The organism is Bacteroidota bacterium, from assembly GCA_016720935.1.
In the GTDB taxonomy this organism is placed as follows: Bacteria; Bacteroidota; Bacteroidia; order AKYH767-A; family 2013-40CM-41-45; genus JADKJP01.
This window is the reverse complement of sequence record JADKJP010000006.1, coordinates 326,049-351,574: the sequence shown is the minus strand read 5'-3', so window position 1 is coordinate 351,574 and position 25,526 is coordinate 326,049. Positions and strand designations below refer to the sequence as shown.

Genomic DNA, 25,526 nt, shown 5'->3' with positions numbered 1-25,526 from the left:
AGGAGAAAAAAAAAGCTCCGGAATAATCCGGAGCCTGATAATCAGATAAATGTTATTTTAATTTCTTCTACCACCGAAAATTCGGAGCAGAGCAAGAAACAGGTTGATGAAATCAAGATACAAAGTTAATGCTCCAAGAATGCTCAGTTTCGCAGCACTTTCTGATCCGCTTTCAACATTCGCTCCGATATTCTTAAGCTTTTGAACATCATAAGCTGTCAGTCCTGTGAATACAATCACCGCGATAAAACTAATCGCATATCCCAATGCATCACTTCTCATGAACATATTTACCAGACCGGCAATTACAATTCCAATCAAAGCCATGATTAGAATGTTTCCAAGTTTGGTGAGATCAGTTTTGGTAGTATATCCCAGAACTGCCATTGTACCAAACATTGCGGCACTAATAAAAAAGACCTGGAATATCATTCCGTGAGTATAAGCAAGGAATATAAAGCTAAGACTGATTCCCATGATTACCGAATAAATCAGGAACACTCCTGTGAGCGCAGTGGATGACATGCGGTTAAAACCAAGACCCATCAACAGCACAAAACCAAGTGGCGCAAACATAACCACATAACCTAAACCTGAAAGACCTCTTCCTTCAGCGCTGATGAGGTAGCTCATGTAACTTTCATTCGTACCAAAAACATAAGATGTAATCGCCGAAATCGCAAGCGCGATGCCCATCCAGGAAAATACACTGGCCATAAAGGTTTTCGCAATCGGTTGTTGTCCAACCTGAGTTTGCTGTACAGTGTTAAAATTCCAATTACTATTGTTGTTTTCCATATTTCAATTTTGATTTTGAGAATACAAATATACTGATTTCAGTCCGGAAACTTCATTCCGGTTTTTAATGCAATTTTTAAATGATTTTGTCAGGCTTTTTACTCAAAAACCCTGCCTTTTGTCAATTCATGAAAGATTGGCAGAAATCAGACGGATAAACTCTGCCCTGGTCTTTTCATTTTCAAATTCACCGGTAAAAGCGGAGGTCGTTGCGACAGAATTCTGCTTCTGAATCCCTCGCATCAACATGCACAAATGTTTCGCCTCTATAACGACAGCAACACCGAGGGGTTTCAGCGTATCCTGAATGCAATCCCTGATTTCAGTAGTCAGCCTTTCCTGAACCTGTAAACGACGCGCAAAAGCGTCAACAATCCTGGGAATTTTGCTCAAACCAACTATGCAACCATTCGGTATATAAGCTACATGAGCCTTGCCGAAAAATGGCAGAAGATGATGTTCACACATGGAATAAATCTCGATATCTTTCACAATGACCATTTGCTTATAATCGTCATGAAAAAGCGCGGATTTCAATATTCCGGCAGGATCCAGATCGTAACCGTGAGTGAGAAACTGGATTGCTTTAGCGGCGCGCTCTGGTGTTTTCATCAAACCATCACGACTAACATCCTCCCCTATTAACTCAATCGTTGATGCGTAATTTTTTGAAATTTTTTCAACGAGCTGGGGATTGTATTGATCAATCTTCGCGTAACCGTCCATCTCATTTTCTTCAAGCATATTTTTGTCTATTGCCATAAGTGATAGGGGTTTTAATTTCCAAAATACTCCACATAATTTTTATCCGTCTCCTGTACCTTGATACAATGTAAAGCACATCCCAGAGCATTGATGGGTTGTTCAAGCTGTTTCCAGATTTCGATAGCAAGGACCTCTGTGGAACTTAGTTTTCCCTGCATGAAATCAACATCAATATTCAGATTTTTATGATCCACTTTGTCAAGGACATATTTTTTCAAAAGCACACTGATCTCTGCAAGATTGGCGACAAACCCTGTTTCAGGATTCACTTCACCCTTAACAGTAACCCATAACTGATAATTGTGACCATGCCAGTTTGGGTTCGAACATTTGCCAAAAACGTCTTCGTTTTTCTCAACACTCCAGTCGGGACGCGCCAGTTTATGTGCCGCGCTAAAAGATTCTTTTCTAGTTATATAAACCATCGAATGTGTAAAATGTTTACAAAGATACATTTTCAATACACAGGATCGGAAAAGTGTGTCCTATCTTTGCAATATGAAAATTTTGCTGGTTTCTGCCACCGAAAATGAAATGGGCTCCCTGGAAACGACCTGGTTTCGAAAAAACCAGGTGGATACCCTTATCACCGGTGTAGGAATGGTTGCCACCACGCATGCATTAACACGAAAATTACAGGACAAAACCTACGACCTTGCTATCAATATTGGCCTGGCCGGCAGTTTTGACCGCGGCATTCAGATTGGCGAAATCGTTCGGGTGACAGAAGACTTGTTCTCAGAACTTGGCGCTGAAGATGACAACCATTTTCTTAGCCTGAAAGAAATGGGCCTGGAAGGAATCGATATTTTCATAAATCTTGATGAAAATGAAAATCCCTTATTTAGCTCATTCCGGAAAGTCAGGGCAATCACAGTAAATACTGTGCATGGGAATGAAAATTCTATTGCAAACATCTGCAAACGATTGCATCCACAAATTGAAACAATGGAAGGTGCCGCATTCTTTTATGTTTGCGGAAAAGAAAATATCCCGGCTCTGCAACTTCGATCAATTTCGAATTATGTTGAAAAGAGAAATAAAGATGCATGGGATATTCCGCTGGCTCTCGGTAAACTAAATGCCACTGTCGCGGAATTACTGGAAAAAATTTAAACTGAAAAGGAACCGGATTTTGTCCAAAGAAAAAATAATAAAAATCGGGTACTCCCCTTGCCCGAATGACACGTTCATTTTCGATGCACTTGTACATAACAAGATTGATACCCGTGGTTTTCAATTTGAACCTGTCCTTGAAGATGTGGAAAAACTCAACCAGATGGCTTTCCGCAATGAACTGGATGTAACCAAACTTAGCTTCCATGCCTATGCACAGGTGAACAGCGACTATCAATTGCTCACCGCCGGTAGCGCTCTTGGAAATGGTGTCGGTCCTTTGTTCATTGCAAGACAGAGCAGCTCACATCCTGAATTGGATTTTACATCAGTCGCGATACCGGGAAAAAATACGACAGCGAATTTTCTTTTTAGTATCTTCTATCCTAATGTTAAAGTAAAGAAGGAGATGATTTTTTCCGCGATTGAAAATGCTGTCATTTCCGGAGAAACTGATGCGGGAGTGATCATCCACGAAAACAGATTTACCTATGAGCAAAAAGGTCTGGTGAAAATCGCGGATCTGGGTGAGCTCTGGGAAAAATCAACCGGACAGGCAATTCCCCTTGGCGGAATAGCTGTGAGAAGAAATTTTCCTTCAGAAATAAAATCTCAGATCAATCAACTCGTGAAAGAAAGTGTTGAATTCGCATTCAAACATCCTGACGAAAGCGTGGATTACGTTTGCGCCCATGCGCAGGAAATGGATCCTTCGGTGAGACAAAAACACATTGACTTGTATGTAAATCAATATTCCATCGACCTGGGTGAAAAAGGAAAAGATGCTATCCGTCTTCTCTTCAGCAAAGGGAAAGAAACAGGAATGCTGAAAGCTGAATTGAAGGACCTCTTTGTAAGCTGATCGATTTAGCAGCACGCTTTATTGGGGAAATACTACATTGTGCTTACCTTGCGAACGAATAATAAAATTCAGTTATGATCATCGTTACCGGAGCAGCAGGTTTTATCGGCAGTTGTCTTGTAGGACGTCTTTTAGAAGAAGGTTATAATGACATTGTCATTGTTGACGATTTCAGCAAACACGAAAAGGACGCCAATCTTTCCAATAAAAAAGTTTCTGCTATAGTTGAACGGTCGGAATTTCATTCCTGGCTAAAAAACAATCACCGCTTTGTTCAAATGATTTTTCACATCGGCGCCAGAACGGATACAACCGAGTTCAACAAAGCAATTTTCGATGAGCTCAATCTTAATTATTCAAAAGAAGTCTGGAATGCCTGTGTGGAATTCGGATTGCCATTGGTGTATGCTTCGTCTGCCGCAACATATGGAAACGGAGAATTTGGTTACAAAGACGATCACGACATCATAGAAAAACTCGTGCCCTTGAATCCCTATGGAGATTCTAAAAACGATTTTGACAAATGGGCGCTGAAGCAGGAAAAGAAACCATTTTTCTGGGCCGGACTGAAATTTTTCAATGTATACGGACCAAATGAATATCACAAAGGCCGAATGGCTTCAGTAATTTTTCATGCCTTTCAGCAAATTCTGAAAAATGGAAAAATGAAACTCTTCCGTTCTCACAAATCTGAATACCGGGATGGAGAACAACTCAGAGATTTCGTGTATGTCAAAGATGTTTGCAGTGTTTGCCTTTTTCTTCTCAACCACCGAAAAAATTCCGGCATTTATAATCTGGGTTCAGGAAAGGCCAGAACATTTCTTTCCCTTGCCAAAAACACATTTGCCGCGATGGGAAAAGAGGAGAATATTGAATTCATCGATACGCCAGCCGACATCCGTGATAAATACCAATATTACACTGAAGCCGATATGCGAAAATTAATCAGCATTGGGTACGAAAAACCATTTTACACTCTTGAAGAAGGAATTCGTGACTACGTTGTGAATTATCTGGAACCGAATCGTTATCTCTAGAAAATCGTTCTTTCCGACCCTCAATCGTTGACAATTTTCATTTCTGAAATCAGGCGATCAAGTTTGCCAACTTTTTCTATCAGAAATAAAACATAACGGATATCCACAGAGATATTTCTCCCGGAATTTTCATCATACATCAGGTCACTAACCATTCCTTCTGATGCCCGGTCAAAATTGACACCAATTAATTCTCCTTTTGCATTCAATACCGGACTCCCAGAGTTTCCATTGGTAGTATGATTGGATGAAAGAAAATTCACCGGTACAGTTCCATGAAAGGCATATCGTCCGAAATCTTTTTTTGAAATGAGCGCTTTCAATTGATCTGAAACATGATATTCCGTAGCATTCTTCCCTTCATTTTTAAGTATATCATCAAGGGTCGTCAGGTATGTTTTATACTTCTTTGATTTTGTAAAACCCTGCACTGTTCCGTAGGAAAGCCTCAATGTGGAATTTGCATCCGGAGATAATTTCTCTCCCTTTTTCATCTCCAGAATTCCTTTCATAAATTTCCGTTGGATAGCAGAAGACTCTTCCATGTATAAGTCATAGCCCGGCTGAACTTTCATTTTCTGATAACTCAAAATATCAGCGGAAAGTATCCACGCTGGATCTTTGCTGAGTAAAATGGCTTTTGTGGAATCAAAATTTTCGAGCACATCCGCCAGCTTACTCCGCTGTAGAAAAATTGATGTTGAATATACATCATGAGCATAGCGCTTAAAATCCAGAGAATACTCTTGCTTGATTTTATCAAAAATTGCGGGACGAGATGTGTCCGGCAGATTTTTCCAGCACAATTCAAGCATTGCCGCACACATCTTTTCATCAAGGGCGGGAGCATAATTTTTAAAGGAGCCAGAAATTCCTTTTTTCAATTTTTCCGCCAGCATATTTACTTTTTGAAGACCCAAACTGTCTCTGAAATTGCCTTCAATAAGCCCGCGAAAAGTATTTACATAATTCACCAGCTCGATTCCCATCAATGCTTCCGTTGTATAATCATTTAAGAAGCTGTATGCTTTTCCCCGAACAAGCACTGACCGGTAATCCTCCAACACATGGCCATATTCCTTTGATCTTTCAGGATTGGATTTTGTCCAGGAAATAAACTCATCCTCGAGCTTTTGCCGTTTCGAAATCACATCGAATTTTTCAATTCCCGCATTTTCGTACTTCCACTTTTTATAATAATTAACCACAGTTTTATACTTACTGGAATATTGCAATTGCACTGTATCATTCTGAGCCATCGCCTGCTCCCAGATTTTCAATTTCACATCTCGGATATTGACTTTGTCAGGATTTGTCTGGGAATAAATCATCCCAAGTGCATCACTCGTTGCATACAAATTTGTCTTGCCCGGAAATCCAAGAACCATTGTGAAATCACCGGATCTCACTCCACCAATGTTCACCGGGAAAAAGTACCGGGGACGAAACGGTTTATTATCCTTTGAATAATCAGCCGGCTTATTATCACTTCCGGCATAAATTCGCCATAATGAAAAATCAGCCTGCTCTCTTGGCCATAACCAATTGTCGGACTCACCACCGAATTTTGCGATGTCCAGGGGAGGCGCACCCACATAACGGATGTCACGAAAGACTTCAGTAATGAACATGTAGTATTTATTCCCATGGAAGAATGATTTCGTGGATGCTTTGTAATGTGTCCCATCCACTGCACTTCTTTCCAGACTGTCCGCAATTTGTTTAACCAGATTAGTTCTATCTTTTTCAGTCAATGAATCTGAAAGAAATGGCAATATGTTTAGTGTTACATCCCTGATCTCAATAATAAATGTAGCTGTTAGTCCGGGACAGGGAATTTCATCTTCTCTTGTTTTAGCCCAAAAACCATCTTTCAGAAAATTAACTTCAAGGGAACTAATAGACTGGATCTGGCTGAATCCGCAATGATGATTGGTTATCAGAAGACCTTCATTCGAAACTATTTCTCCTGTACATCCGCCGCCAAATTGCACAACTGCATCTTTGATACTGCTATGATTTATACTGTATATATCCTCCGCGGAAATTTTCATTCCGAGCGCTTGCATATCCTTTTCATTCATTTCTTCCAACAGATTTGGAAGCCACATACCTTCCTTCGCTGAAGAAAGAATTGTAAAAAAAATCAGAATCGGCAGGATAATTTTTCTGAATGCACCCATGATCTTGTGAAATGTATGAACAAAAATACCCAATAAAAAAGCCCGCCTTACGGCAGGCTTTTAAATCATTTTAGTTTTTTTTATCTTTCTTCAAGTACGGTGAGTTCTCTCTGGATATCCATCAGTGTTGACTTGATCTTTTCCAATGAGCTTTTCATTGCCATCTTGTCAACGAAATCATCTCCAAATGGAATCTCAAGCGTCGAAAAAGGAACATGTACCGGATTATCACTCAGCTTGTCTGTTTCAATTTCACTCACAGCAACTACTTCTTCTTCCTTCGGACGACCTTTCATTTCCTTTAATTCAGTTTTCGCTCCTTTGAGAGTAAAACCTTTCTCTTTCACCAAATGATAGATCTTTTTGAAATTTTCAATATCGCTGTGCGTATAAAGACGATTTCCTTTTTTGTTGGTCGCAGGCTTGATGATATCAAACTCTTTTGACCAAAAACGAATGTGGGAAGTATTTACATCAAACATGGAAGCTACTTCACCGATGGTGTAATACAATTTCTCTATTTCTTTCTCTTTATACGGCATAACTTTGAAATATAAGGTAGTGTACGAATATAGCAATTTATTCAAACATCCGAAAGTACCGGTACCGTGGTTATAAACAGGTGTCGGTGAGTATCAGTAAGTTGAAAAAAAAAAATGAAACCAGGATCATGCTTCCGGCCGAAATCAAAAGCCAGAGGGCTGCATGATTAGTCGAAGGATTGTCCGGCTCTGGCAGAAATTTCCAGCATTCTCTCGTATTCCTCCGGAGTAAGATCACTGTAATAGAAGTTCACCGGATTCACCGGATTGTTATTTTTCCTGACTTCATAATGCAAATGGGGACCGGTAGAAGTTCCGGAATTCCCCACGTATCCAATCAAATCACCACGGCTGATTTTTTGTCCCGGCCTTACTGTGACACGACTCATGTGACCGTACAACGTCTCATATCCGTAACCGTGATTGATGATCACATTATTCCCATAACCTCTTCCATCATATTCTACTTTGGTTACAGTACCTGTACCGGTTGCATGTATTTCGGTTCCGACAGGAGCTGTAAAATCCATGCCGGTATGCATTTTCACCGTCTTGTAAATCGGATGCACCCTCATACCATAACCGGAAGCTACGCGAGTCAGGTCTTTGTTCGCTACAGGCTGAATGGCAGGAATGGAAGCAAGCATAGTGGCCTTGTTCTTCACAAGTTCCCAGACTTCATCATAAGACTTAGACTGTACATAAAGTTGCTTGGAAAGCTTGTCTATCTTTTTGGTGACATCAATAATCAAATCTGAATCGTAATTGTCACGCAAAGCTTTGTACCGGTCGATACCACCATATCCTGCTTCACGTATCGAAGATGGAATCGGTTCCGCTTCAAAGATAACCCTGTAAATTGTATTGTCGCGTTCCTGGATATCACTCAGCACAGCATCAATTTGCTCCGAGCGCTGTTTCAGCAATTCAAGCTGATAGGTGGTTTCATCAAGCTGTCTGCGCAATCGTTTTTCTTTCGGTGAATCAAAAAAGTTGTAAGCGAAAAGCATGATCAAAGCACCAAACACTACAGCTGTTGCCAGCCAACCCAGAACGCGCAACAGACGCTTCCTCCAGGTGACGACAACGCGCTCATACTTGAGGCTGTGCGTGTTGAAATGATACTTTACGTTTGCCATTTTTTCGCAGGTACAGGTTTCCTGATTATCTTCGCAGGATTATAAATTTCATGCAAATATAAGCCCTTGAGGCATTTATCACAATACTCCAATGATGACTTCCGCTGAGATCAGAACCGCATTTCTGGAATTTTTCCGCAGTAAGGGACACCAGATTGTCCCATCCGCACCCATGGTCGTTAAAAACGACCCCACCCTGATGTTTACAAATGCAGGAATGAATCAGTTCAAAGACATGTTCCTTGGCAATAGTCCTGTAAAGTACAAACGAATCGCCAATACTCAAAAGTGTCTCCGAGTTTCAGGCAAACACAATGATCTCGAAGAAGTTGGTATTGATACCTACCATCATACGATGTTCGAAATGCTGGGGAACTGGTCCTTCGGAGATTATTTTAAAAAAGAAGCCATTTCCTGGAGCTGGGAACTACTCACCGAAATTTATAAGTTGCCTAAAGACCGATTATACGTCACCGTTTTTGAAGGTGATGCAAAAGAAAATCTGGCTTTCGATCAGGAAAGTTACGATTGCTGGAAAGCGCTTATCGCTGAAGACCGGATCCTTCGTGGGAACAAAAAAGATAATTTCTGGGAAATGGGAGATCAGGGACCTTGTGGACCCTGTACGGAAATACATGTGGACCTGCGTTCCGAAGAAGAAAGAAAGAAGCTGGATGGAAAATCGTTGGTCAATGCAAGCCACCCACAGGTGATTGAAATCTGGAACAATGTATTCATGGAATTCAATCGTAAAGCGGACAGCAGCCTGGAGCCACTTCCGGCACGACATGTTGACACAGGAATGGGTTTCGAACGTTTGTGTATGGCTTTGCAGGGTAAAACTTCCAACTATGATACCGACGTATTCCAACCGCTCATCCAGTTTATCGCGACTCGTTCAGGAATCAAATATGGCTCCGATGAAAAAACGGATATCGCTATGCGAGTTATGGTTGATCACATCCGTGCAATCACCTTTGCAATCGGAGACGGACAGTTGCCAAGTAATAACAAAGCCGGTTATGTAATCCGACGAATTCTTCGTCGTGCTGTTCGTTATGCTTTCACCTTCCTGAATTTCAAGGAACCCTTCCTCAATAAACTCGTTCCGCTGCTTGCTGATCAATTCAGGGATGTATTCCCGGAAGTAAAATCACAACAGGATTTTATCCAGCGTGTCATCCATGAAGAAGAGCAGGGCTTCCTTCGTACACTTGAAACAGGTATCCGGAAATTTGAAGAGAATAAAAACAAAAACATTACCGGAGAATTTGCATTTGAACTATACGACACCTTCGGCTTCCCGATCGACCTGACACAACTGATGGCAAGAGAATCCGGCAAGGATGTCGATATGGATGGTTTTCACAAATGTCTCGAACAACAAAAAGAAAGATCCCGTGCTGCAGGAAGTATGGACACGGATGATTGGGTGGTACTCCGTGATGAAAGTGGTGTTGAATTTGTAGGCTATGACGAATTCGAATGTGATTGTGTTATTCTCAAATACCGTAAAGTCAAATCGAAAAACAAGGTTCAATATCAGCTTGTGCTGAACAAGACTCCATTCTATGCTGAAAGCGGCGGCCAGATCGGAGATACAGGTTCATTGGTTTCGGCAAATGAGAAAATTATCATTACCGATACACAAAAAGAAAATAACCTGATCATTCATTTCTGCGATCGGTTACCGGAAGATTTGCTTGCAAAATTTCATGCAAGTATTGATAAAGAAAGCAGAAGAATGATCACCAACAATCACTCCGCGACACACCTGATGCATTCCGCTCTGAAACGTGTTCTTGGCGAACATGTGAATCAAAAAGGATCACTTGTAAATGCGGAGCAAACCCGTTTTGACTTTTCACATTTCAGCAAAGTAACTGATGATGAAATTGCACAGATCGAGCGAATGGTGAATGAAAAAATCAGAGAAAATATCCGCCTGGAGGAACAAAGAAACGTACCCGTACAAAAAGCGCTGGACATGGGTGCTACTGCTCTGTTTGGAGAAAAATACGGGGAATATGTTCGTGTGATTACGTTTGATCAGGAATACTCCCGTGAACTCTGCGGAGGAACACACGTGGCCTCAACCGGACAAATCGGATTGTTTAAAATCGTTTCTGAGGGAGCAGTCGCAGCCGGAGTTCGACGAATCGAAGCAATTACTGCCGACAAAGCCGATGAGTATTTTAAACAACAGGAAGAAAAATTAAATCAGCTCAATGAGCTTTTGAAAAACCCGAAAGATCTTACGGAAAGAGTCAAACAATTGCTGGAGGAAAATTCCGCTTTACAGGAGAAAATGAATCAGTTTGTTTCTCAGAAAGCGCAGGGAATCAAAAACGAATTGATTTTGAAAGCCAAAGAAATAAACGGCATCAATCTCATCGTCGACAAACTCGATTTACCTACGGCTGAAGCTATCAAGAATATTTCTTTCGAATTAAAAAATCAGGTTAACAACTTGTTTTTCTTAGCAGGTGCTGAGATCGACGGCAAAGCTCATTTGTCGCTCATTATTTCCGACACTCTGATCAAGGATAAAAACCTGAACGCGATGAACATCATTCGTGAACTCAGTAAAGAAATTCAGGGTGGCGGTGGTGGACAACCTTTCTATGCGACAGCAGGTGGAAAAAATCCGGATGGAATTGAAAAGGCCCTGGAAAAAGGGAGAAGTCTGGTTTTAGGCCTGAGTTGAGAGTTGTGAATTATGAGTTATGAGTTATGAATTATGAGTTATACTGCACTCTCAGTATTTATAACTAACAACTAACACCTAACAACCAACCACCAACAACCGACAACCAACAACCAATTTATCTCCCACCCCAACTCCCCTCAATACATATCATATTCATAACGCGTTCCGAAGTGTTTGTCGCCTCCGCCGCGGGATGTATCGATTTCAAAAGTTTGTTCAGCAATAATATTACCGGCATCGTCATACTCATAAATATTTTTCTTCAACAACATTCCGCTTCCATCGTACAGCTCCTGGGTAATTAAACGATCCTGTTCATCATAAGAGTAGCGGATTGACTTGGAATAAAAATCCTTGTAATGACGTTCAATAACATTATCGCGATCATCATAAACTGTTTTCACAGCGGAAATTAATTTACCGTCAGGCGTTGTCTGAACAGAGGAGATCTCTTTTCCTTTCTCGTTAAGCTTAATCAATGTTTTCGTTTTGATTTTTCCATCCGGGAAATACTCCATTTCTTCTACTTCATTGGAAGCAGAATCCAAAGCAAACGACAATCGTTCTACAACTTTTTCATCCTTATCGTATTTGGTTCTTTCAATAAGGCTGCCTTTGTCATCGTATTTCATTTCTTCACGAACATCGAAATCTCCTTCTTCATCAAAACGTTTGACGCTAATAATGTTTTCCTTTTCATCATAAGCATATTCCGCACGTTCACCCGCGTCATCTCCATAATATTTCGTCTCTTCCAGCAACAGTCCTTTCTCATCACGTTTGAGTACTCTCCGCTCGGTCACATCGTCTATGGCATACAATAAAATATGCTCCTGAAGTTTACCCAATTTCGAATACACATAGGTATTCCGCTCTTCAAGTTCACCGTCATTATCAAATTTTGATTCTGAAAGGATATTACCCTGATCATCCATTTCAACAACCAATTCCAGGAACTCTTCATCAGCTTTGTTCATCAATTCTGAAAAGCTGTAATTTTTATACCGCTGGGTAAATCTGCGAACTGTTTTAATTTTTGCTGACATAAATTATTTGTATTGAATGATTATGCAAATGTATTCACTTCCTTTTCAGTAATTTTTTTATCTGATAAAATCACCAGTCGTTCGATAACATTCCTCAGTTCCCGGATATTTCCTGTCCAGGCTTTCGATTGAAGAGCGTTCAAAGCATCCGCTGAAAAACTTTTCAGTGGCATCCCGTAATCTTCACATATTTCCTTCACAAAATGTTCGGCAAGGATCGGAATATCATCCTTTCTTTCTTTGAGGGAAGGTACATGAATTACAATCACGCTTAAACGATGATACAAATCTTCACGGAAATTTCCTTTTTCAATTTCAGCTTTCAGGTCTTTATTGGTTGCGGCTAATACACGCGGACTCACCTGGATTTCCTTCTCCCCTCCAACCCTGGTGATTTTATTTTCCTGCAAAGCACGCAAAACTTTCGCCTGCGCGGAAAGACTCATATCACCGATTTCATCCAGAAAAAGTGTTCCATTATTCGCCTGTTCAAATTTTCCGATCCTTTGCTTTATCGCGGAAGTAAACGCGCCTTTTTCGTGACCAAACAATTCGCTCTCGATCAATTCAGACGGGATTGCGGCGCAATTCACTTCAATGAGTGGTCCGGTAGCACGCTGACTTTTTTCATGAATCCAGCGAGCAACAAGTTCCTTACCCGTACCGTTACTTCCTGTTATCAACACTCGAGCATCTGTAGGAGCTACTTTGTCGATCATGGATTTGATCTGTGAAATTTGCTCTGACTTCCCAATCATCTCCCGGGTTTTGAAAACTTTTCGTTTTAAAGTCTTGGTTTCACTGATCAGTGAAGATCTGTCAAGCGCGTTTCGGACCGTAACAAGCAAGCGGTTTAGATCAGGCGGTTTGGCGATATAATCAAATGCTCCACTTTTGATAGCATCCACAGCTGTTTCAATCGTACCATGACCGCTGATCATAACAACAGGCAAGTCCGGGTTGAGTTCCTGCAATTTAGCAAGCACCTCCAGTCCATCCATCTTGGGCATTTTAATATCGCAAAGTACAAGATCGAACGAACTGCTTTCTACCTTTTTCAAGCCTTCGGCGCCATCACCTGCTTCATCCACTTCAAATTTTTCATACTGCAAAATTTCCCGCAAAGTGTTGCGGATCGCTTTTTCATCATCAATAATCAGAATTCTGGGCATGGAGGGAAGGATATCTCTGTTTTCGTTCTGCTAAAATACAAAAACAACGTGATTTCCCTGAAGCAGTTTTCGCAGCGATTCGGATTAATATACACTCAAATTAAGGCGGTCGGAATGAAAAGGAAAATGATGAATTAAAACTCAGCTCTTTATTTGTAACCTGTTCAACAATGCGCCTTCCTTCAATGAATAAGCCGAATATTCCATTCTCGAAATCGAATATTTCTTCATCACAAAATTGGTAACGATACTGGCCAGAACAATCATGTCTACACGCATCCGCAACAATCCTTTTAAGCTCAGTCGCTGACTTCTTGTAGATTGAATCAAATAATTGTGCAGATCAAAATACTGCTTCAAATCAAATTCATAACTTAACGAACTATTGCTGAGCGCTTTCCCAAAATTCTTGTATCCGACAATATCTGTGTAAGATTCAAATGACCCGGCAGAACCGATGACTCTTCTAACAGGGTACTTACTCATCATTTCCGATAAGCCTGATAATTGATCATCCAGGTAAGTCTCTATTTCATGAATTTGACTTCCGGTGATCGGATCAGAAGGTGAAAAGTGTTCCAGCAATCGTGCTACTCCGATATTATAACTGTGTTTCCAAATCAAACCACTTTCATTACAAAGGATAAATTCTATACTTCCTCCGCCAATATCCATAATGAGGACAGGCTTTTCATCCAGAATTACACACTGACGAACTCCATAATAAATCAGTTCCGCTTCCTCAGCACCTTTGATAACCTGTATTTCGATTCCTGTAGCTGCATACACGTCTTTCACAAAATCTATCCCGTTATCCGCGCTCCGAATCGCTGATGTAGCAAATGCATGAACTTCTCTGACTTCAAATTTCCTGATCGTATTTTGAAGTGAGAGAAGTGCCCGAACTCCTCTTTTAAATGCCGGTTTCTGTATATGGTTTTTCCCTATGCCGCCCTCACCAAGTTTCACAACTCTTTTTGACTGATGAAGAATTTTAAATGTCAAATCCGATTCCGCTTCCACAATAAGCAGAAGAAAAGTATTTGTACCAAGATCAAGAATAGCGTGCTTCATAGAGCAGGGTGTCCGGGTTAATTTCAACAATCCATTAGGATCAATCCCGGAAAAAATCTCAATTGTGGTAACGTAACCATTTCCACATTTCTTTATACGAGACCTTTTTACCGTACATGAGAATTCCGGTACGATAAATCTTGCCTGCTATCCAGGTAGTAAAGATAAATCCGATGATCAGCAATACCATAGACAAAATGATCTGGTAAGCAGGAACCCCAAAAGGTATTCTGACCATCATTACAATCGGAGAAGTAAATGGAATTATAGAAAACCAGAAGGCGACATTCCCCTGAGGGTTATTGATCACATTTATTGCCGCTACATACGCTATAATCAAAGGTATCGTCACCGGTAACATAAATTGCTGGGTATCTGTTTCCGAATCAACAGCCGCGCCAATTGCCGCGAACAAGGCACTGTAGAGCAGGTAACCGGCGAGAAAATAGAAAATAAACATTGCGATCAGCAGTGGAAAATTAATCGATGACATCATCTCCGATATTTTAGCTCCGGTTTCTCCTTCAGGTTGCATCAGCTGCTGTTGCAATGCAGGATTGCCTGACATTCCGGGTTGTACTTTCATCATGGTCTCGATTTTTTCCTTCTCAGTTTTTCCATTCATCATCACGGAAGTCACTCCACCGTAGACCACAAAACTCAAGACAACCCAAAGCAAAAACTGAGTAAGACCAACCAAAGCTACACCCACAATTTTTCCCATCATTAACTGAAAGGGTTTCACAGAAGAAATAATCACTTCAACAATACGGCTTGTTTTTTCTTCCATCACCCCTCGCATCACCATTGCGCCATAAATGAATATAAAGAGATAGATCAGCAAGCCACCGGCAAAACCAAGGCCGGAGGTGAGAGGAGTACTCGTCTCCTGATTTTTCATATCACGCGTTCGGATATCCACATCCGTACGAATGGATTTTAATTTCTCTTCATCAATTCCCGCTTCAATGTATTTATAGGTATTGATTTCTTTTTCGATAGTGAATTTTATCTTTGAAATCACATCCAGTCCGGGTTGTGATTCAGAATAAAAAGTAACCGCTTTTTCAAGCAATGCCACGTTTGGTGTGGCAGGAATGTACAGCACACCAAAAATCCCATTGGTCTTACTTCTTTTTCTCACAGAGTCGACAGGATCCTGTGTGTACATGAAATGCAGACGCTCATTGTCTTTGAATTTACCATCGAAAAGATGCGAATCATCAATGACCGCGATCGTCTTGACTTCGGTGTCGACCCGATCCAGCATAAACGCGACAACGAAGATACCTCCCATGAGTACTGGACCCAGGATGGTCATCAGCAGGAATGATTTCTTCCGGATGCGGGTAAGATACTCCCGGCGAATGACAAGCAGAATTTTATTCATGGAAATAAGTAATGAAAATAACTTTAATCTGAACCAATTAATATTAAACGTTTACAACAGCTCCCCTGGAGGACAATTCCGTAGCTTCATTTACTTTCTGAATAAAAATATCATTCATGCTCGGAATTATTTCCCTGAACCCAAGGATCTCAACATTAGGAATCAGCAATTGCAGAAGTTCATTGGTAGTATGTTTCCCCAACATTCTGATCTTCGCCAACTGATGATCCGAATCTTCCTTCAGATCGAGCAATTCAAATCCTGTCCACAATGCATTTGTAAAAGCTATTTTATTTCCGACATATTGAATTTCAAAAGAGTTGGACTTATGCTGTTTTCTAACGTCTTTCACTGCTCCCTCCAGAATGACTTCCGCGTTATTGATCAAAGCAATGTGACTGCACAACTCTTCCACACTTTCCATACGGTGAGTGGAAAGCACAATCGTTACTCCTTTGTTTTTAAGTTCAAGCAATTCATTCTTTATCAATTCAGCATTGATCGGGTCGAAACCGGTAAACGGTTCATCCAGAATTAAAAAATCAGGATCGTGAAGAATTGTTGTTATGAATTGAACTTTCTGTGCCATCCCTTTGGATAATTCCTCCACTTTCTTTTTCCACCAGGTTTGAATCTCAAATTTTTCGAACCAGTATTTCAATTTCTTCATCGCTTCAGCCCTTGACAGTCCTTTCAGCTGAGCCAGATAGAGTGCCTGTTCTCCGACTTCCATTTTCTTATACAATCCGCGTTCTTCAGGCAAGTATCCCATGTGCCCAATATGCTTTTCTGTTAGCGGCTGTCCTTTGAAAAGTATTCGGCCGGAATCCGGAGCTGTTATTTGTGTAACGATTCTGATCAGCGAAGTTTTTCCCGCTCCATTAGGACCCAACAGTCCATACACACTTTGGTCCGGAATATGAAGTGTCACATCCCGCAAAGCAACATGACCGGCATATCGCTTGGTTACATTTTCAATTTCAATGATGTTCATAGTGAATATAATTCATCAAAAATAAGAATCCCCGGCTCAAAAAAGCCGGGGATCAAAATTAAATTTTAGAATCAGGAATGAAAAAACTCCTTCATTTTATCATAGAAACTTTTATCTCCTTTTCCGGGATTGGGTTTAAAATTCGGAGAGTTCCGAAGCTGATCCAAAAGTTTCTTTTCCTCAGATGACAAATGCTGAGGTGTCCATACATTGATGTTAACAAGCAAATCTCCTCTTCCATAACTATTCACAGACGGGAGCCCTTTGCCTTTCAAACGGAGAACTTTCCCTGCCTGAGTACCGGCGTCGATCTTGACCTTTGCTTTACCCTCAAGTGTAGGAATCTCAACGGATATTCCAAGAGCGGCATCGGCAAAGTTCAGATACAAATCGTGCAGGAGGTGGTTTCCATCGCGGTGAAAATGCGGATGATGTGCCTCTTCAATTACAATAAGTAAATCACCGGGGATTCCTCCGCGTTCAGCAGCATTACCTTTGCCACTCACAGTGAGCTGCATACCTTCACCCACACCAGCCGGGATATTGATGGAAATTACTTCCTCTCCTCTCTGAACCCCGGATCCAGAACAGGATTTACATTTATCAGTAATTGTCTGGCCTTCGCCATGACAGGTAGGACAAGTCGTTGTAGTCCTCATCTGTCCGATGAAGGTATTTGTAACCCTGTGTACCTGTCCTGTTCCTGCGCAAGTTGTACAACGGTTAAAAGAACCACCATCCTGCGCTCCTGAACCTTTACAGGTTGAGCAGGCAACTTGTTTGTTAACTTTTATTTTCTTCTCAACACCGTGAGCGATTTCCTCAAGGGTTAACTTCACTTTGATGCGAAGATTTGTTCCCCGGTTAACTCTTCTGCCTCCTCCACTTCTGCCTCCTCCAAAAAAACTTTCAAAAGGACTTCCTTCAGATCCGAAGATATCCCCGAAATGAGAGAAAATATCTTCCATATTCATTCCACCACCGCCACCAAATCCACCATTTCCTCCAACACCCTGATGTCCGTACTGATCGTAGCGTTGCTTTTTCTCTGCGTTGCTCAGAACTTCATAGGCTTCCGCTGCTTCTTTGAATTTATCCTCCGCTTCCTTATTACCGGGATTTTTATCAGGGTGATACTTCAAAGCCATTTGCCTGTAAGCCTTTTTGATTTCAGCTTCAGACGCACTTTTTTGTACTCCCAGTACTTCGTAATAATCTCTTTTGGACATAATTCTTTATTCAGCTGTAACAGGTCTATTCTAAAAAAAAATGAGCATCATCGGACAGAGAAATTAATTCCCCACGATAACTTTCGCATGACGGATAACTTTATCATTGAGATAATATCCTTTTTCAACTTCTTCAATCACTTTTCCTTTTAAATCTGCCGAAGGAGCCGCAACATTGGTAATCGCATCGTGCAGATCAGCATCAAATACTTTTCCCACAGATTCCATTGCTTTTAATCCCTTAGCCTCAGTGGTTGATTTGATTTTATTGTAGATAAGTTGAATTCCTTCACGGATAGATTCCACTTCCTGTGTTTGTGGAAAAGATTTCATTGCACGCTCCATGTCATCAATCACCGGAAGAATGGAAAGAAAAATTTCCGCACCGGCCATTTTATTCTGCTCTATACGATCGCGCGCTACCCGTTTTTTGTAATTATCAAATTCCGAGAACATCCGCAGAAGACGATCCTTGGTTTCCGATAATTCTGCTTCCAGTTTTGCAACCGGATCTGCTTCCGCTTCTTCTGCTGCAGGCAATGCACCTTCCTCTGTTACTTTGCTGGTTGCATTCTCATCAAAATTGCTGGTTTTTCCTTCTGAATTCTGGTCTATTGTCTCGTTCATATCCTGCTTTGACTTCATTTCCTTTTCCCGGTTAAATATTTTTCTAAAACTAAAGGCTTTCTGCTTTCTCAAGGATTTTGCCATGCGTGTATAAAAGCCAATTTGTCAGCGTATAAATGAAAAGACAGAAGAACACAGGTCCTTCTGTCTTTTTTTGAAGAAATTATTGGATTACTTAACAATCAGTTTTTCAAGCTGTTGCTCGAGAGTTGCCCCCCTCAGGTCTTTGGCAATGATTACTCCTTTTTCATCAATCAGCCAATTGGTTGGTATAGCCTGAACACCATACATTTTAGCTGCATCAGAATACCACCATTTCAGATCACTTACGTGGTTCGGCCATTCCAAACCATCCTGTTTGATGGCGTTCATCCAGGGATCCTTTGCTTTGTCAAGGGAAACACTATAAACAGTAAAACCCTTGGCTTTTTGATATTTTGCGGCTTTATATTTTTGGTATGCTTTTACAACATTAGGGTTTTCCATTCTGCATGGACCGCACCAGGAAGCCCAGAAATCAATCAATACAATTTTACCGCGGAGGGAAGAAAGTGGAAGTGGTTTTCCGTCCGGTGTGTTCAACTTAATATCCGGAGCTATGTTCCCAATCTCGGTTCCAACAGGTAATTGCTGAGCAGAAACTCCTGAAAACCAAGATTTTACAAGAACGATAAATGCTAAAATTGCTATTTTTTTCATTTTATAGGTTTTGAAGGCTACAATTGGTCAAGAATCCTGCCAATCAGTCTGCAAATATAGTTATTAAACCAGAAAAACTGAAGCCTAAACCCTTGTAATACTGGCACCCAGGGCATTCAGTCGTTCGTCGATCCGTTGATAACCCCGGTCGATCTGTTCGATATTGTGAATTACGCTTTTTCCTTTAGCAGACATTGCGGCGATCAATAAGGCTACCCCTGCCCGTATATCCGGCGATGTCATTTGGATTGCACGCAATGGGAACTTCCGGTTCAATCCAATCACTGTTGCCCTGTGCGGATCACAAAGAATGATCTGAGCTCCCATATCAATCAGTTTATCGACAAAGAACAAACGGCTTTCAAACATCTTCTGATGAATGAGTACTGTTCCATTTGCTTGTGTAGCCGTAACGAGAATGACACTCAATAAGTCCGGAGTAAATCCCGGCCATATCGCGTCCGCTACTGTAAGTATGGATCCATCGATGAATGTTTCTATTTCGTAATGCTCCTGTCTTGGAATAAACAAATCATCACCCCGAAGTTCCATCCTGATTCCCATCCTTTCAAAAACTCCGGGTATTACTCCCAGATTTTCAAAGCTTACATCCTTGATAGTGATTTCAGATTTGGTCATAGCTGCCAGACCGATGAATGAGCCAATCTCAATCATATCCGGCAGCAGTTTGTGTTCTGTTCCCTTCAGACTTGCAACTCCTTCTATTTCCAGGAGATTTGAGCCGATGCCATGAATCTTTGCTCCCATCCTGTTCAGCATTTTACACAACTGTTGGAGGTAAGGCTCACAAGCGGCATTGTAAATCGTAGTCTTTCCCTCTGCAAGCACAGCCGCCATCACAATATTGGCTGTTCCGGTTACTGAAGCTTCATCAAGCAACATGTAGCATCCCTTCAACTTCTTCGCGTGGACATTGTAAAAACTGTCCTTGTCGTTGTATTCGAATTCCGCGCCCAGTTTTTGGAAACCGATGAAGTGAGTATCCAAACGTCTTCTGCCAATCTTGTCACCACCCGGCTTTGGAATACGTGCTTTGCCAAACCTTGCCAGTAATGGGCCAACAATCATGATGGATCCTCTTAAAGCAGCAGCCTGCTTTTTGAATTCGGAAGTATCCAGATAGTCCAGATTAATATTCTTCGCTTCAAATGTAAATTCACCTTTGAGTACACCTGTTTGTTCAACATGAACACCCATGTGCTGCAACAATTCGATGAGTTTATTTACATCACGGATATCGGGAATGTTGCGGATCAGAACTTTTTCCGGCGTCAGCAGTGTGGCGCAGATAATTTGTAAAGCCTCATTCTTCGCTCCCTGAGGAGTGATCTCCCCATGCAATTCCAAACCGCCTACTACTTCAAAACTATTTCCCATCACACTGTGTTTTACCGGATTAAGATAGATTTTCGATGAATTGTTCCATGGGTAAATTTACCCTTGAATTACACTACGAAATAAGAGAGGCGAAGTGAAAGAGAATGACCTGCGTTTAAAAGTTTTGAACATTACCAAATGAAAAACGCCGGCTATTCCGGCGTTCATTTAAGTTGGTAGTTCTCTTTAATCAATTGTTCTGTTCCGTCACTGGTGCCCTCGCCTTCTCTTTACGAACCATTCGGGAATGCAGTGTGATTTTATTGTCAAATAAAAATCGAAAGAATAAAGCTGTCCAGGAGCGATGGTGCTTCAGCGGATTATAATATTCCGGCGCTTTGCTTTTTATTTCAGGCAATTTGTTCCACGGTACGCTGGGAAAATCGTGATGTTCATTGTGAAAACCAACATTGAAGGCAACGATATTGAGAGGACCATAATAACTGTAAGTTTCCTGCTTCTCATCCAGGGTAAGATAATGCTCCTGGATCCAGCGCGCTCCTAATGGATGCAACCCTACGGAGAAGAAAAAACTAAGCAACAGAAACAAAAATGCCTGAGGTCCCCACAATATCCATATCGCCGCATCGAATGCAAATTGAACAACCCAGTTTGTTACAATCCAGCCATCAATTGGTTTTATTGTTTTCAAACGGAAAGTCCTGATCAACTGGAAAAACGGGAAGAGAAACAACCATAAGGCTTTGCTGAAAAAATTATTTCCAAACAAACGCGCCTCCCAGAAATCCGGAAGATCCGCATCCCAATCGTGATGCCCCTGGTAGGAATGATGCATCAGGTGATAGCGGGTAAAGGATACTGCGCTTGGTAAACCATGTGGAAGATTCGCGACAATCGACGCGACGTAATTCCAGAATTTTTTCCTAAACAGAAGGTTGTGCGAACACTCGTGAATGAGTACAAACAATGCGTGGTTGAAGAATGCACCCACCAGGTATGCGACCAGCAACATTGCCCACCAGGGTGAGTCGCGGAGATACCATGCCAAAAAAATCATTGAACCGACACAGAAAAGAATCGCCAGAATTGTGTACGGATTTTTTCCGATCAATTGTCTTACATCCGGGTGACTCGCAAGAATTTGTTTCGTGCGTTGTTTATGTGGTTCCGGTTCATCGGAATAACTGAAAGATTTGTTAGAGCTCATTGTTGAATTTCAGAAATGAATAATAAATTACTGAGGGGAAAATTCCGGATTAAAAGACCCGGATTATTTTCTCTTTCCTTTTCCTTTGATCATTCGTTTATTCTTGTTCTTCAAAGCGTTTTCTCTTTGCATCTTCTCCTTGTTCATCGCGAGTATTTCTGCGGTATGATTCAGCTTGGCCGATTCATGCAAGCGGAGATTTCCTGCGGATAACTCTTCGAGATGTTTCAGGATTGTGGAATCATCTACAGTATCCTTATTCCATGTCAGGTATGACATCTTCATGAAATTGGCCAGGTTCTGAGTAATCTGTTCTTTTCTCGGACCTTCTTCCATTTCTGCAATTTTGCGGATCATGGCTTCCATGACCTTACCATAATACTTGTAACGAATATCACTGGTAGGATAATGAAGCTGACGAGGTTTTGCTTTTACCACTTCTTTCGAAGGAATCGGAAATGGAGAATCAACGTCCAGTTTGAAATCAGAGAGAATAAACAAATGATCCCACAGTTTGTGTTTATAATCAACCAGCTCCCGAACCTGTGGGTTCAGACAAGCCATGGCTGTAACTATTGCCTGAGCAGCTTTGTTTCTCGCGTCGCGGTCTTCAATGGTAACGGCGTAGGTAACCATGTTGCGAATACTTCTTCCATACTCTGAAATTGGAAGTAATTCACGCTGGCTGTTGTAATCCATACCAGCACTCCAGTCCACGAATGAACTTTTCTTTTGTGTTTTTGACATGTATAAAAAATAAAGGGAAATTAAGCGAATCCTTCCCGGTGTAATGAACTAATTTGATAAATAACCCGGTGGAGGAATTTTCGTCTCGCGAACAAATATATTCAAAACAAACTCAACTTCCAATGATCTTCAGTTTTGCATACTTCAAAAGCAGCTGTTTTTGGCCAAATCCCTGAAAAAATATCGTCGCCTTCAGGTCAGATGCCTTTCCTTCGACCAATAATACCTTTCCGGGGCCAAAACGCTGATGTTCAACCTGCATACCTGCCTGGATCAGATTGGCATCATCGGAAACAAAATTTTCTACTTCGGAAGAGTCAATTTTCTTGAGATGCTGTACCGGCTTTTTCACCAGGGGAGTATCCTTTTTTACAGGTCGCGGATCCCACCTTTCTTCCATGTGCTGATCGAAGAACAAATTGCCATGATGCTTGTGATTTTGACCTCCGACTTCTTCAACAAAATCCGGATCGATCTCTTCGATAAAACGACTGGGTTCACAATTGATGAGATTTCCCCATTTGTATCGTGAATTCGCAAATGAGATAGTCAACTTCTTTTCAGCACGGGTGATCGCAACATAAAAAAGCCGGCGTTCTTCTTCCAAATCCTCCCTTGAATCCATGGACATCTGAGATGGAAATAAGTTTTCCTCCAGTCCTACAATAAACACAGCAGGGAACTCCAGACCTTTTGCTGCATGAATTGTCATCAGACTCACTTTATCATCATTCTCCGGATCTTCATCATCCGCATCAGTTAGCAAAGAGATATCTTGCATAAACTGATCCAGTGTACGAATAGCTTCCGGATCCTGATTCAACTCTTCATCACCTCGAGGAGTGATGCTTCTTCCTGTTTCAACAAATTCCTTAATACCATTCAATAACTCCTGAACGTTTTCATACCTGCTCAGTCCTTCCGGTGTTTTGTCGGAATACAATTCACGAAGCAAACCCGTTGAAGTGGAAATTCCCGATGCCAGATCAAATGCATTTTCAGTTTTCAGACGAACCGCGAAACTTTTGATCATGGTCACAAAATCCTGAATCCTTCCCAATGTACCGCTGTTGAAAGCACACGGATTTTGAAAAGGATCTTCTATCAATTGCCACAGACTTTTGTCCTTCTCAGAACTCACCACAGTCATTTTTTCAATAGTCGTTTTACCGATTCCCCTCGCAGGAACATTGATGATCCGTTTCAAAGCTTCTTCATCGTGCGGATTAATAACCAGACGAAAATATGCGAGAAGATCTTTAATTTCTTTCCTTTTGTAAAAAGACAATCCACCGTAAATACGGTAATGAATGTTCATCTTCCGGAGAGCTTCTTCCATTGCCCTCGATTGCGCGTTGGTTCGGTAAAGAATTGCAAAGTCCTTATTTCTCCATTGCCTGTTCACCTTCGTTTCAAAGATGGAATTGGCAACCATTACACCTTCTTCATTATCACTCAAAGCCCGCATGAGTGAAATTTTTTCACCCAGATCATTCTCCGTCCAGACATTCTTTTTCAGCTGCCCTTTGTTTTTATCAATCACACTATTGGCAGCGTGTACAATATTTTTTGTTGAACGATAATTTTGTTCCAGTTTGAAAACATTCAGATCCGGAAAATCCCTTTCGAAAGAAAGAATGTTCTGAATATTCGCACCACGGAATGCATAAATCGATTGTGCATCATCACCTACAACGCAAATATTTTCGAACGCGGCGGATAACTTCTTCAATACAGAGTATTGCGCGAAATTTGTATCCTGAAACTCATCGACAAGAATATATCTGAACTTGTGCTGGTATTTGTGGAGAATGTCGGGATATCTGGATAAGAGGATATGCATGTTGAAAAGCAAATCGTCGAAATCCATTCCGGACGCTTTGAAACAGCGTTTCACATACAATTCGTAGAGGTGCCCAATCTTAGGACGACCACTGCTATGATCATCACTCACAAAACTCGCATTGTCCTGATATTCTTTCCACGAGTACAAATTATTTTTTGCCGCGGAAATTCTGTGAAGCACAACATCCGGTTTGTAAATCTTATCATCCAGCCCCTGCTCTTTCACAATATCTTTCAGCAGGCTTTTCGAATCGTCTGTGTCGTAAATTGTAAAGTTTGATGGAAAACCTAACTTCTCAGCTTCAATACGGAGGATTTTTGCAAAGACCGCGTGAAATGTTCCCATCCATAAATTCTTCGCTTCATTTCCCGCTATTCGTTCAATACGTTCACGCATTTCACGTGCCGCCTTGTTGGTAAATGTCAATGATAAAATATGGAATGCATCCACTCCCTTTTCCAACAGGTGGGCAATCCTGTAAGTCAATACCCTTGTTTTCCCAGACCCTGCACCGGCAATAATCATTACAGGTCCGTCGGTTTGCACCACCGCGGCTCTTTGCGCTTCATTTAACTGTTCCAGGTAATTCGACTTCATTGACTCAGTTTGAACGGCAACGGGAACAGATTCCCTGATGCCAAGAATTAGATTCCTCAAAAATACTTTTTTTAAATCAAGAGAGTTTGTTCCTGCCGGGTTCTTTTCAACGAATTCTTAAAGAAACCAAAAGTGAAATCAAGGTCTTGCCCTTCTTCAGGTTTTTTTCAAATCATGATGTCCACTGTGTTAAAACACCTCATCTGATGGTCATTATTTTGAGAGGAGTATCGGTTGGCTTATTTTGATTCTGTTGAAGAGCTTTTTTGCAATAAATATTGGACAACACCATGAATAGAAATTAAACGAGAATATTAAACTGCCATTTTGAAGAATCTTGGTCCGCGTCACCCTTAAAAATGATTCCGGATATTTTCCAGTTCA

22 protein-coding genes are annotated in these 25,526 nt (G+C 41.2%); 4 read left to right on the top strand and 18 right to left on the bottom strand.

The window, feature by feature from the left end; translation table 11 throughout:
• Positions 1-57 precede the first annotated feature (57 nt).
• From IPP86_09780 to IPP86_09770, 3 genes are all read right to left on the bottom strand, one after another.
• Positions 58-798, bottom strand: coding sequence for a Bax inhibitor-1/YccA family protein (locus IPP86_09780; protein ID MBL0138805.1), 741 nt, complete (start codon positions 796-798; stop codon positions 58-60).
• Between the two features lie 126 nt (positions 799-924).
• A complete protein-coding gene (gene folE, locus IPP86_09775; GenBank protein MBL0138804.1) occupies positions 925-1,542 on the bottom strand; it encodes a GTP cyclohydrolase I FolE in 618 nt (205 codons plus the stop codon).
• 32 nt (positions 1,543-1,574) lie between these two features.
• Entirely contained in the window at positions 1,575-1,988 is a 414-nt protein-coding gene (locus IPP86_09770) for a 6-carboxytetrahydropterin synthase (protein ID MBL0138803.1), read from the bottom strand.
• A gap of 73 nt (positions 1,989-2,061) precedes the next feature.
• On the opposite strand from IPP86_09770, the gene mqnB reads away from it, so the two are divergent.
• From mqnB to rfaD, 3 genes are all read left to right on the top strand, one after another.
• Positions 2,062-2,679: a futalosine hydrolase gene (mqnB, locus tag IPP86_09765; GenBank protein MBL0138802.1), complete on the top strand. Its 618-nt coding sequence runs from the start codon at positions 2,062-2,064 to the stop codon at positions 2,677-2,679.
• Entirely contained in the window at positions 2,645-3,541 is an 897-nt protein-coding gene (locus IPP86_09760) for a 1,4-dihydroxy-6-naphthoate synthase (protein ID MBL0138801.1), read from the top strand. Before mqnB ends, IPP86_09760 begins: the two co-directional genes overlap by 35 nt.
• 74 nt (positions 3,542-3,615) lie before the next feature.
• Positions 3,616-4,581 carry an ADP-glyceromanno-heptose 6-epimerase gene (gene rfaD / locus IPP86_09755; GenBank protein ID MBL0138800.1) on the top strand — a complete coding sequence of 322 codons (966 nt, stop codon included), beginning with the start codon at positions 3,616-3,618 and terminating at the stop codon, positions 4,579-4,581.
• Positions 4,582-4,601: 20 nt separating this feature from the next.
• Here the strand turns inward: rfaD and IPP86_09750 are convergent, their stop codons facing one another.
• The 3 genes from IPP86_09750 to IPP86_09740 form a co-directional block, all read right to left on the bottom strand.
• Entirely contained in the window at positions 4,602-6,764 is a 2,163-nt protein-coding gene (locus IPP86_09750; protein MBL0138799.1) for a S46 family peptidase, read from the bottom strand.
• Positions 6,765-6,844: 80 nt separating this feature from the next.
• A complete protein-coding gene (locus IPP86_09745) occupies positions 6,845-7,306 on the bottom strand; it encodes a MerR family transcriptional regulator (protein MBL0138798.1) in 462 nt (153 codons plus the stop codon).
• Positions 7,307-7,473: 167 nt separating this feature from the next.
• Positions 7,474-8,445, bottom strand: coding sequence for a M23 family metallopeptidase (locus tag IPP86_09740; GenBank protein MBL0138797.1), 972 nt, complete (start codon positions 8,443-8,445; stop codon positions 7,474-7,476).
• A 94-nt stretch (positions 8,446-8,539) separates the two neighbouring features.
• Between IPP86_09740 and alaS the strand changes: the two genes are divergently transcribed.
• Complete coding sequence (gene alaS, locus IPP86_09735; protein ID MBL0138796.1) at positions 8,540-11,152, top strand: alanine--tRNA ligase; 2,613 nt, start codon at positions 8,540-8,542, stop codon at positions 11,150-11,152.
• 140 nt (positions 11,153-11,292) lie between these two features.
• On the opposite strand, the gene IPP86_09730 is transcribed toward alaS, so the two are convergent.
• The 12 genes from IPP86_09730 to IPP86_09675 all read right to left on the bottom strand — a co-directional run bounded on the left by IPP86_09730 (position 11,293) and on the right by IPP86_09675 (position 25,142).
• Positions 11,293-12,201, bottom strand: a complete 909-nt coding sequence (locus IPP86_09730; GenBank protein MBL0138795.1) for a hypothetical protein — start codon at positions 12,199-12,201, stop codon at positions 11,293-11,295.
• Between the two features lie 20 nt (positions 12,202-12,221).
• Positions 12,222-13,373, bottom strand: a complete 1,152-nt coding sequence (locus IPP86_09725; GenBank protein ID MBL0138794.1) for a sigma-54-dependent Fis family transcriptional regulator — start codon at positions 13,371-13,373, stop codon at positions 12,222-12,224.
• A 141-nt stretch (positions 13,374-13,514) separates the two neighbouring features.
• The gene (locus IPP86_09720) at positions 13,515-14,447 is read right to left on the bottom strand and encodes a phosphatase (GenBank protein MBL0138793.1); all 933 of its coding nucleotides are present in this window, start codon (positions 14,445-14,447) and stop codon (positions 13,515-13,517) included.
• 58 nt (positions 14,448-14,505) lie between these two features.
• Complete coding sequence (locus IPP86_09715) at positions 14,506-15,837, bottom strand: ABC transporter permease (GenBank protein MBL0138792.1); 1,332 nt, start codon at positions 15,835-15,837, stop codon at positions 14,506-14,508.
• A 43-nt stretch (positions 15,838-15,880) separates the two neighbouring features.
• Positions 15,881-16,831, bottom strand: coding sequence for an ATP-binding cassette domain-containing protein (locus tag IPP86_09710; GenBank protein ID MBL0138791.1), 951 nt, complete (start codon positions 16,829-16,831; stop codon positions 15,881-15,883).
• Between the two features lie 71 nt (positions 16,832-16,902).
• On the bottom strand, positions 16,903-18,060 hold the full coding sequence (gene dnaJ, locus IPP86_09705) for a molecular chaperone DnaJ (GenBank protein MBL0138790.1): 1,158 nt from the start codon (positions 18,058-18,060) through the stop codon (positions 16,903-16,905).
• 63 nt (positions 18,061-18,123) lie between these two features.
• On the bottom strand, positions 18,124-18,687 hold the full coding sequence (locus tag IPP86_09700; protein ID MBL0138789.1) for a nucleotide exchange factor GrpE: 564 nt from the start codon (positions 18,685-18,687) through the stop codon (positions 18,124-18,126).
• Between the two features lie 171 nt (positions 18,688-18,858).
• Positions 18,859-19,386, bottom strand: coding sequence for a TlpA family protein disulfide reductase (locus IPP86_09695; GenBank protein MBL0138788.1), 528 nt, complete (start codon positions 19,384-19,386; stop codon positions 18,859-18,861).
• Between the two features lie 84 nt (positions 19,387-19,470).
• A complete protein-coding gene (gene murA, locus IPP86_09690; protein MBL0138787.1) occupies positions 19,471-20,784 on the bottom strand; it encodes a UDP-N-acetylglucosamine 1-carboxyvinyltransferase in 1,314 nt (437 codons plus the stop codon).
• A gap of 190 nt (positions 20,785-20,974) precedes the next feature.
• Positions 20,975-21,952, bottom strand: coding sequence for a fatty acid desaturase (locus IPP86_09685; protein MBL0138786.1), 978 nt, complete (start codon positions 21,950-21,952; stop codon positions 20,975-20,977).
• A gap of 63 nt (positions 21,953-22,015) precedes the next feature.
• Positions 22,016-22,699 (bottom strand): DUF4290 domain-containing protein, encoded by a 684-nt coding sequence (locus IPP86_09680; protein MBL0138785.1) that lies wholly within the window; start codon positions 22,697-22,699, stop codon positions 22,016-22,018.
• Positions 22,700-22,811: 112 nt separating this feature from the next.
• The gene (locus IPP86_09675; GenBank protein MBL0138784.1) at positions 22,812-25,142 is read right to left on the bottom strand and encodes a UvrD-helicase domain-containing protein; all 2,331 of its coding nucleotides are present in this window, start codon (positions 25,140-25,142) and stop codon (positions 22,812-22,814) included.
• Positions 25,143-25,526: the final 384 nt, after the last annotated feature.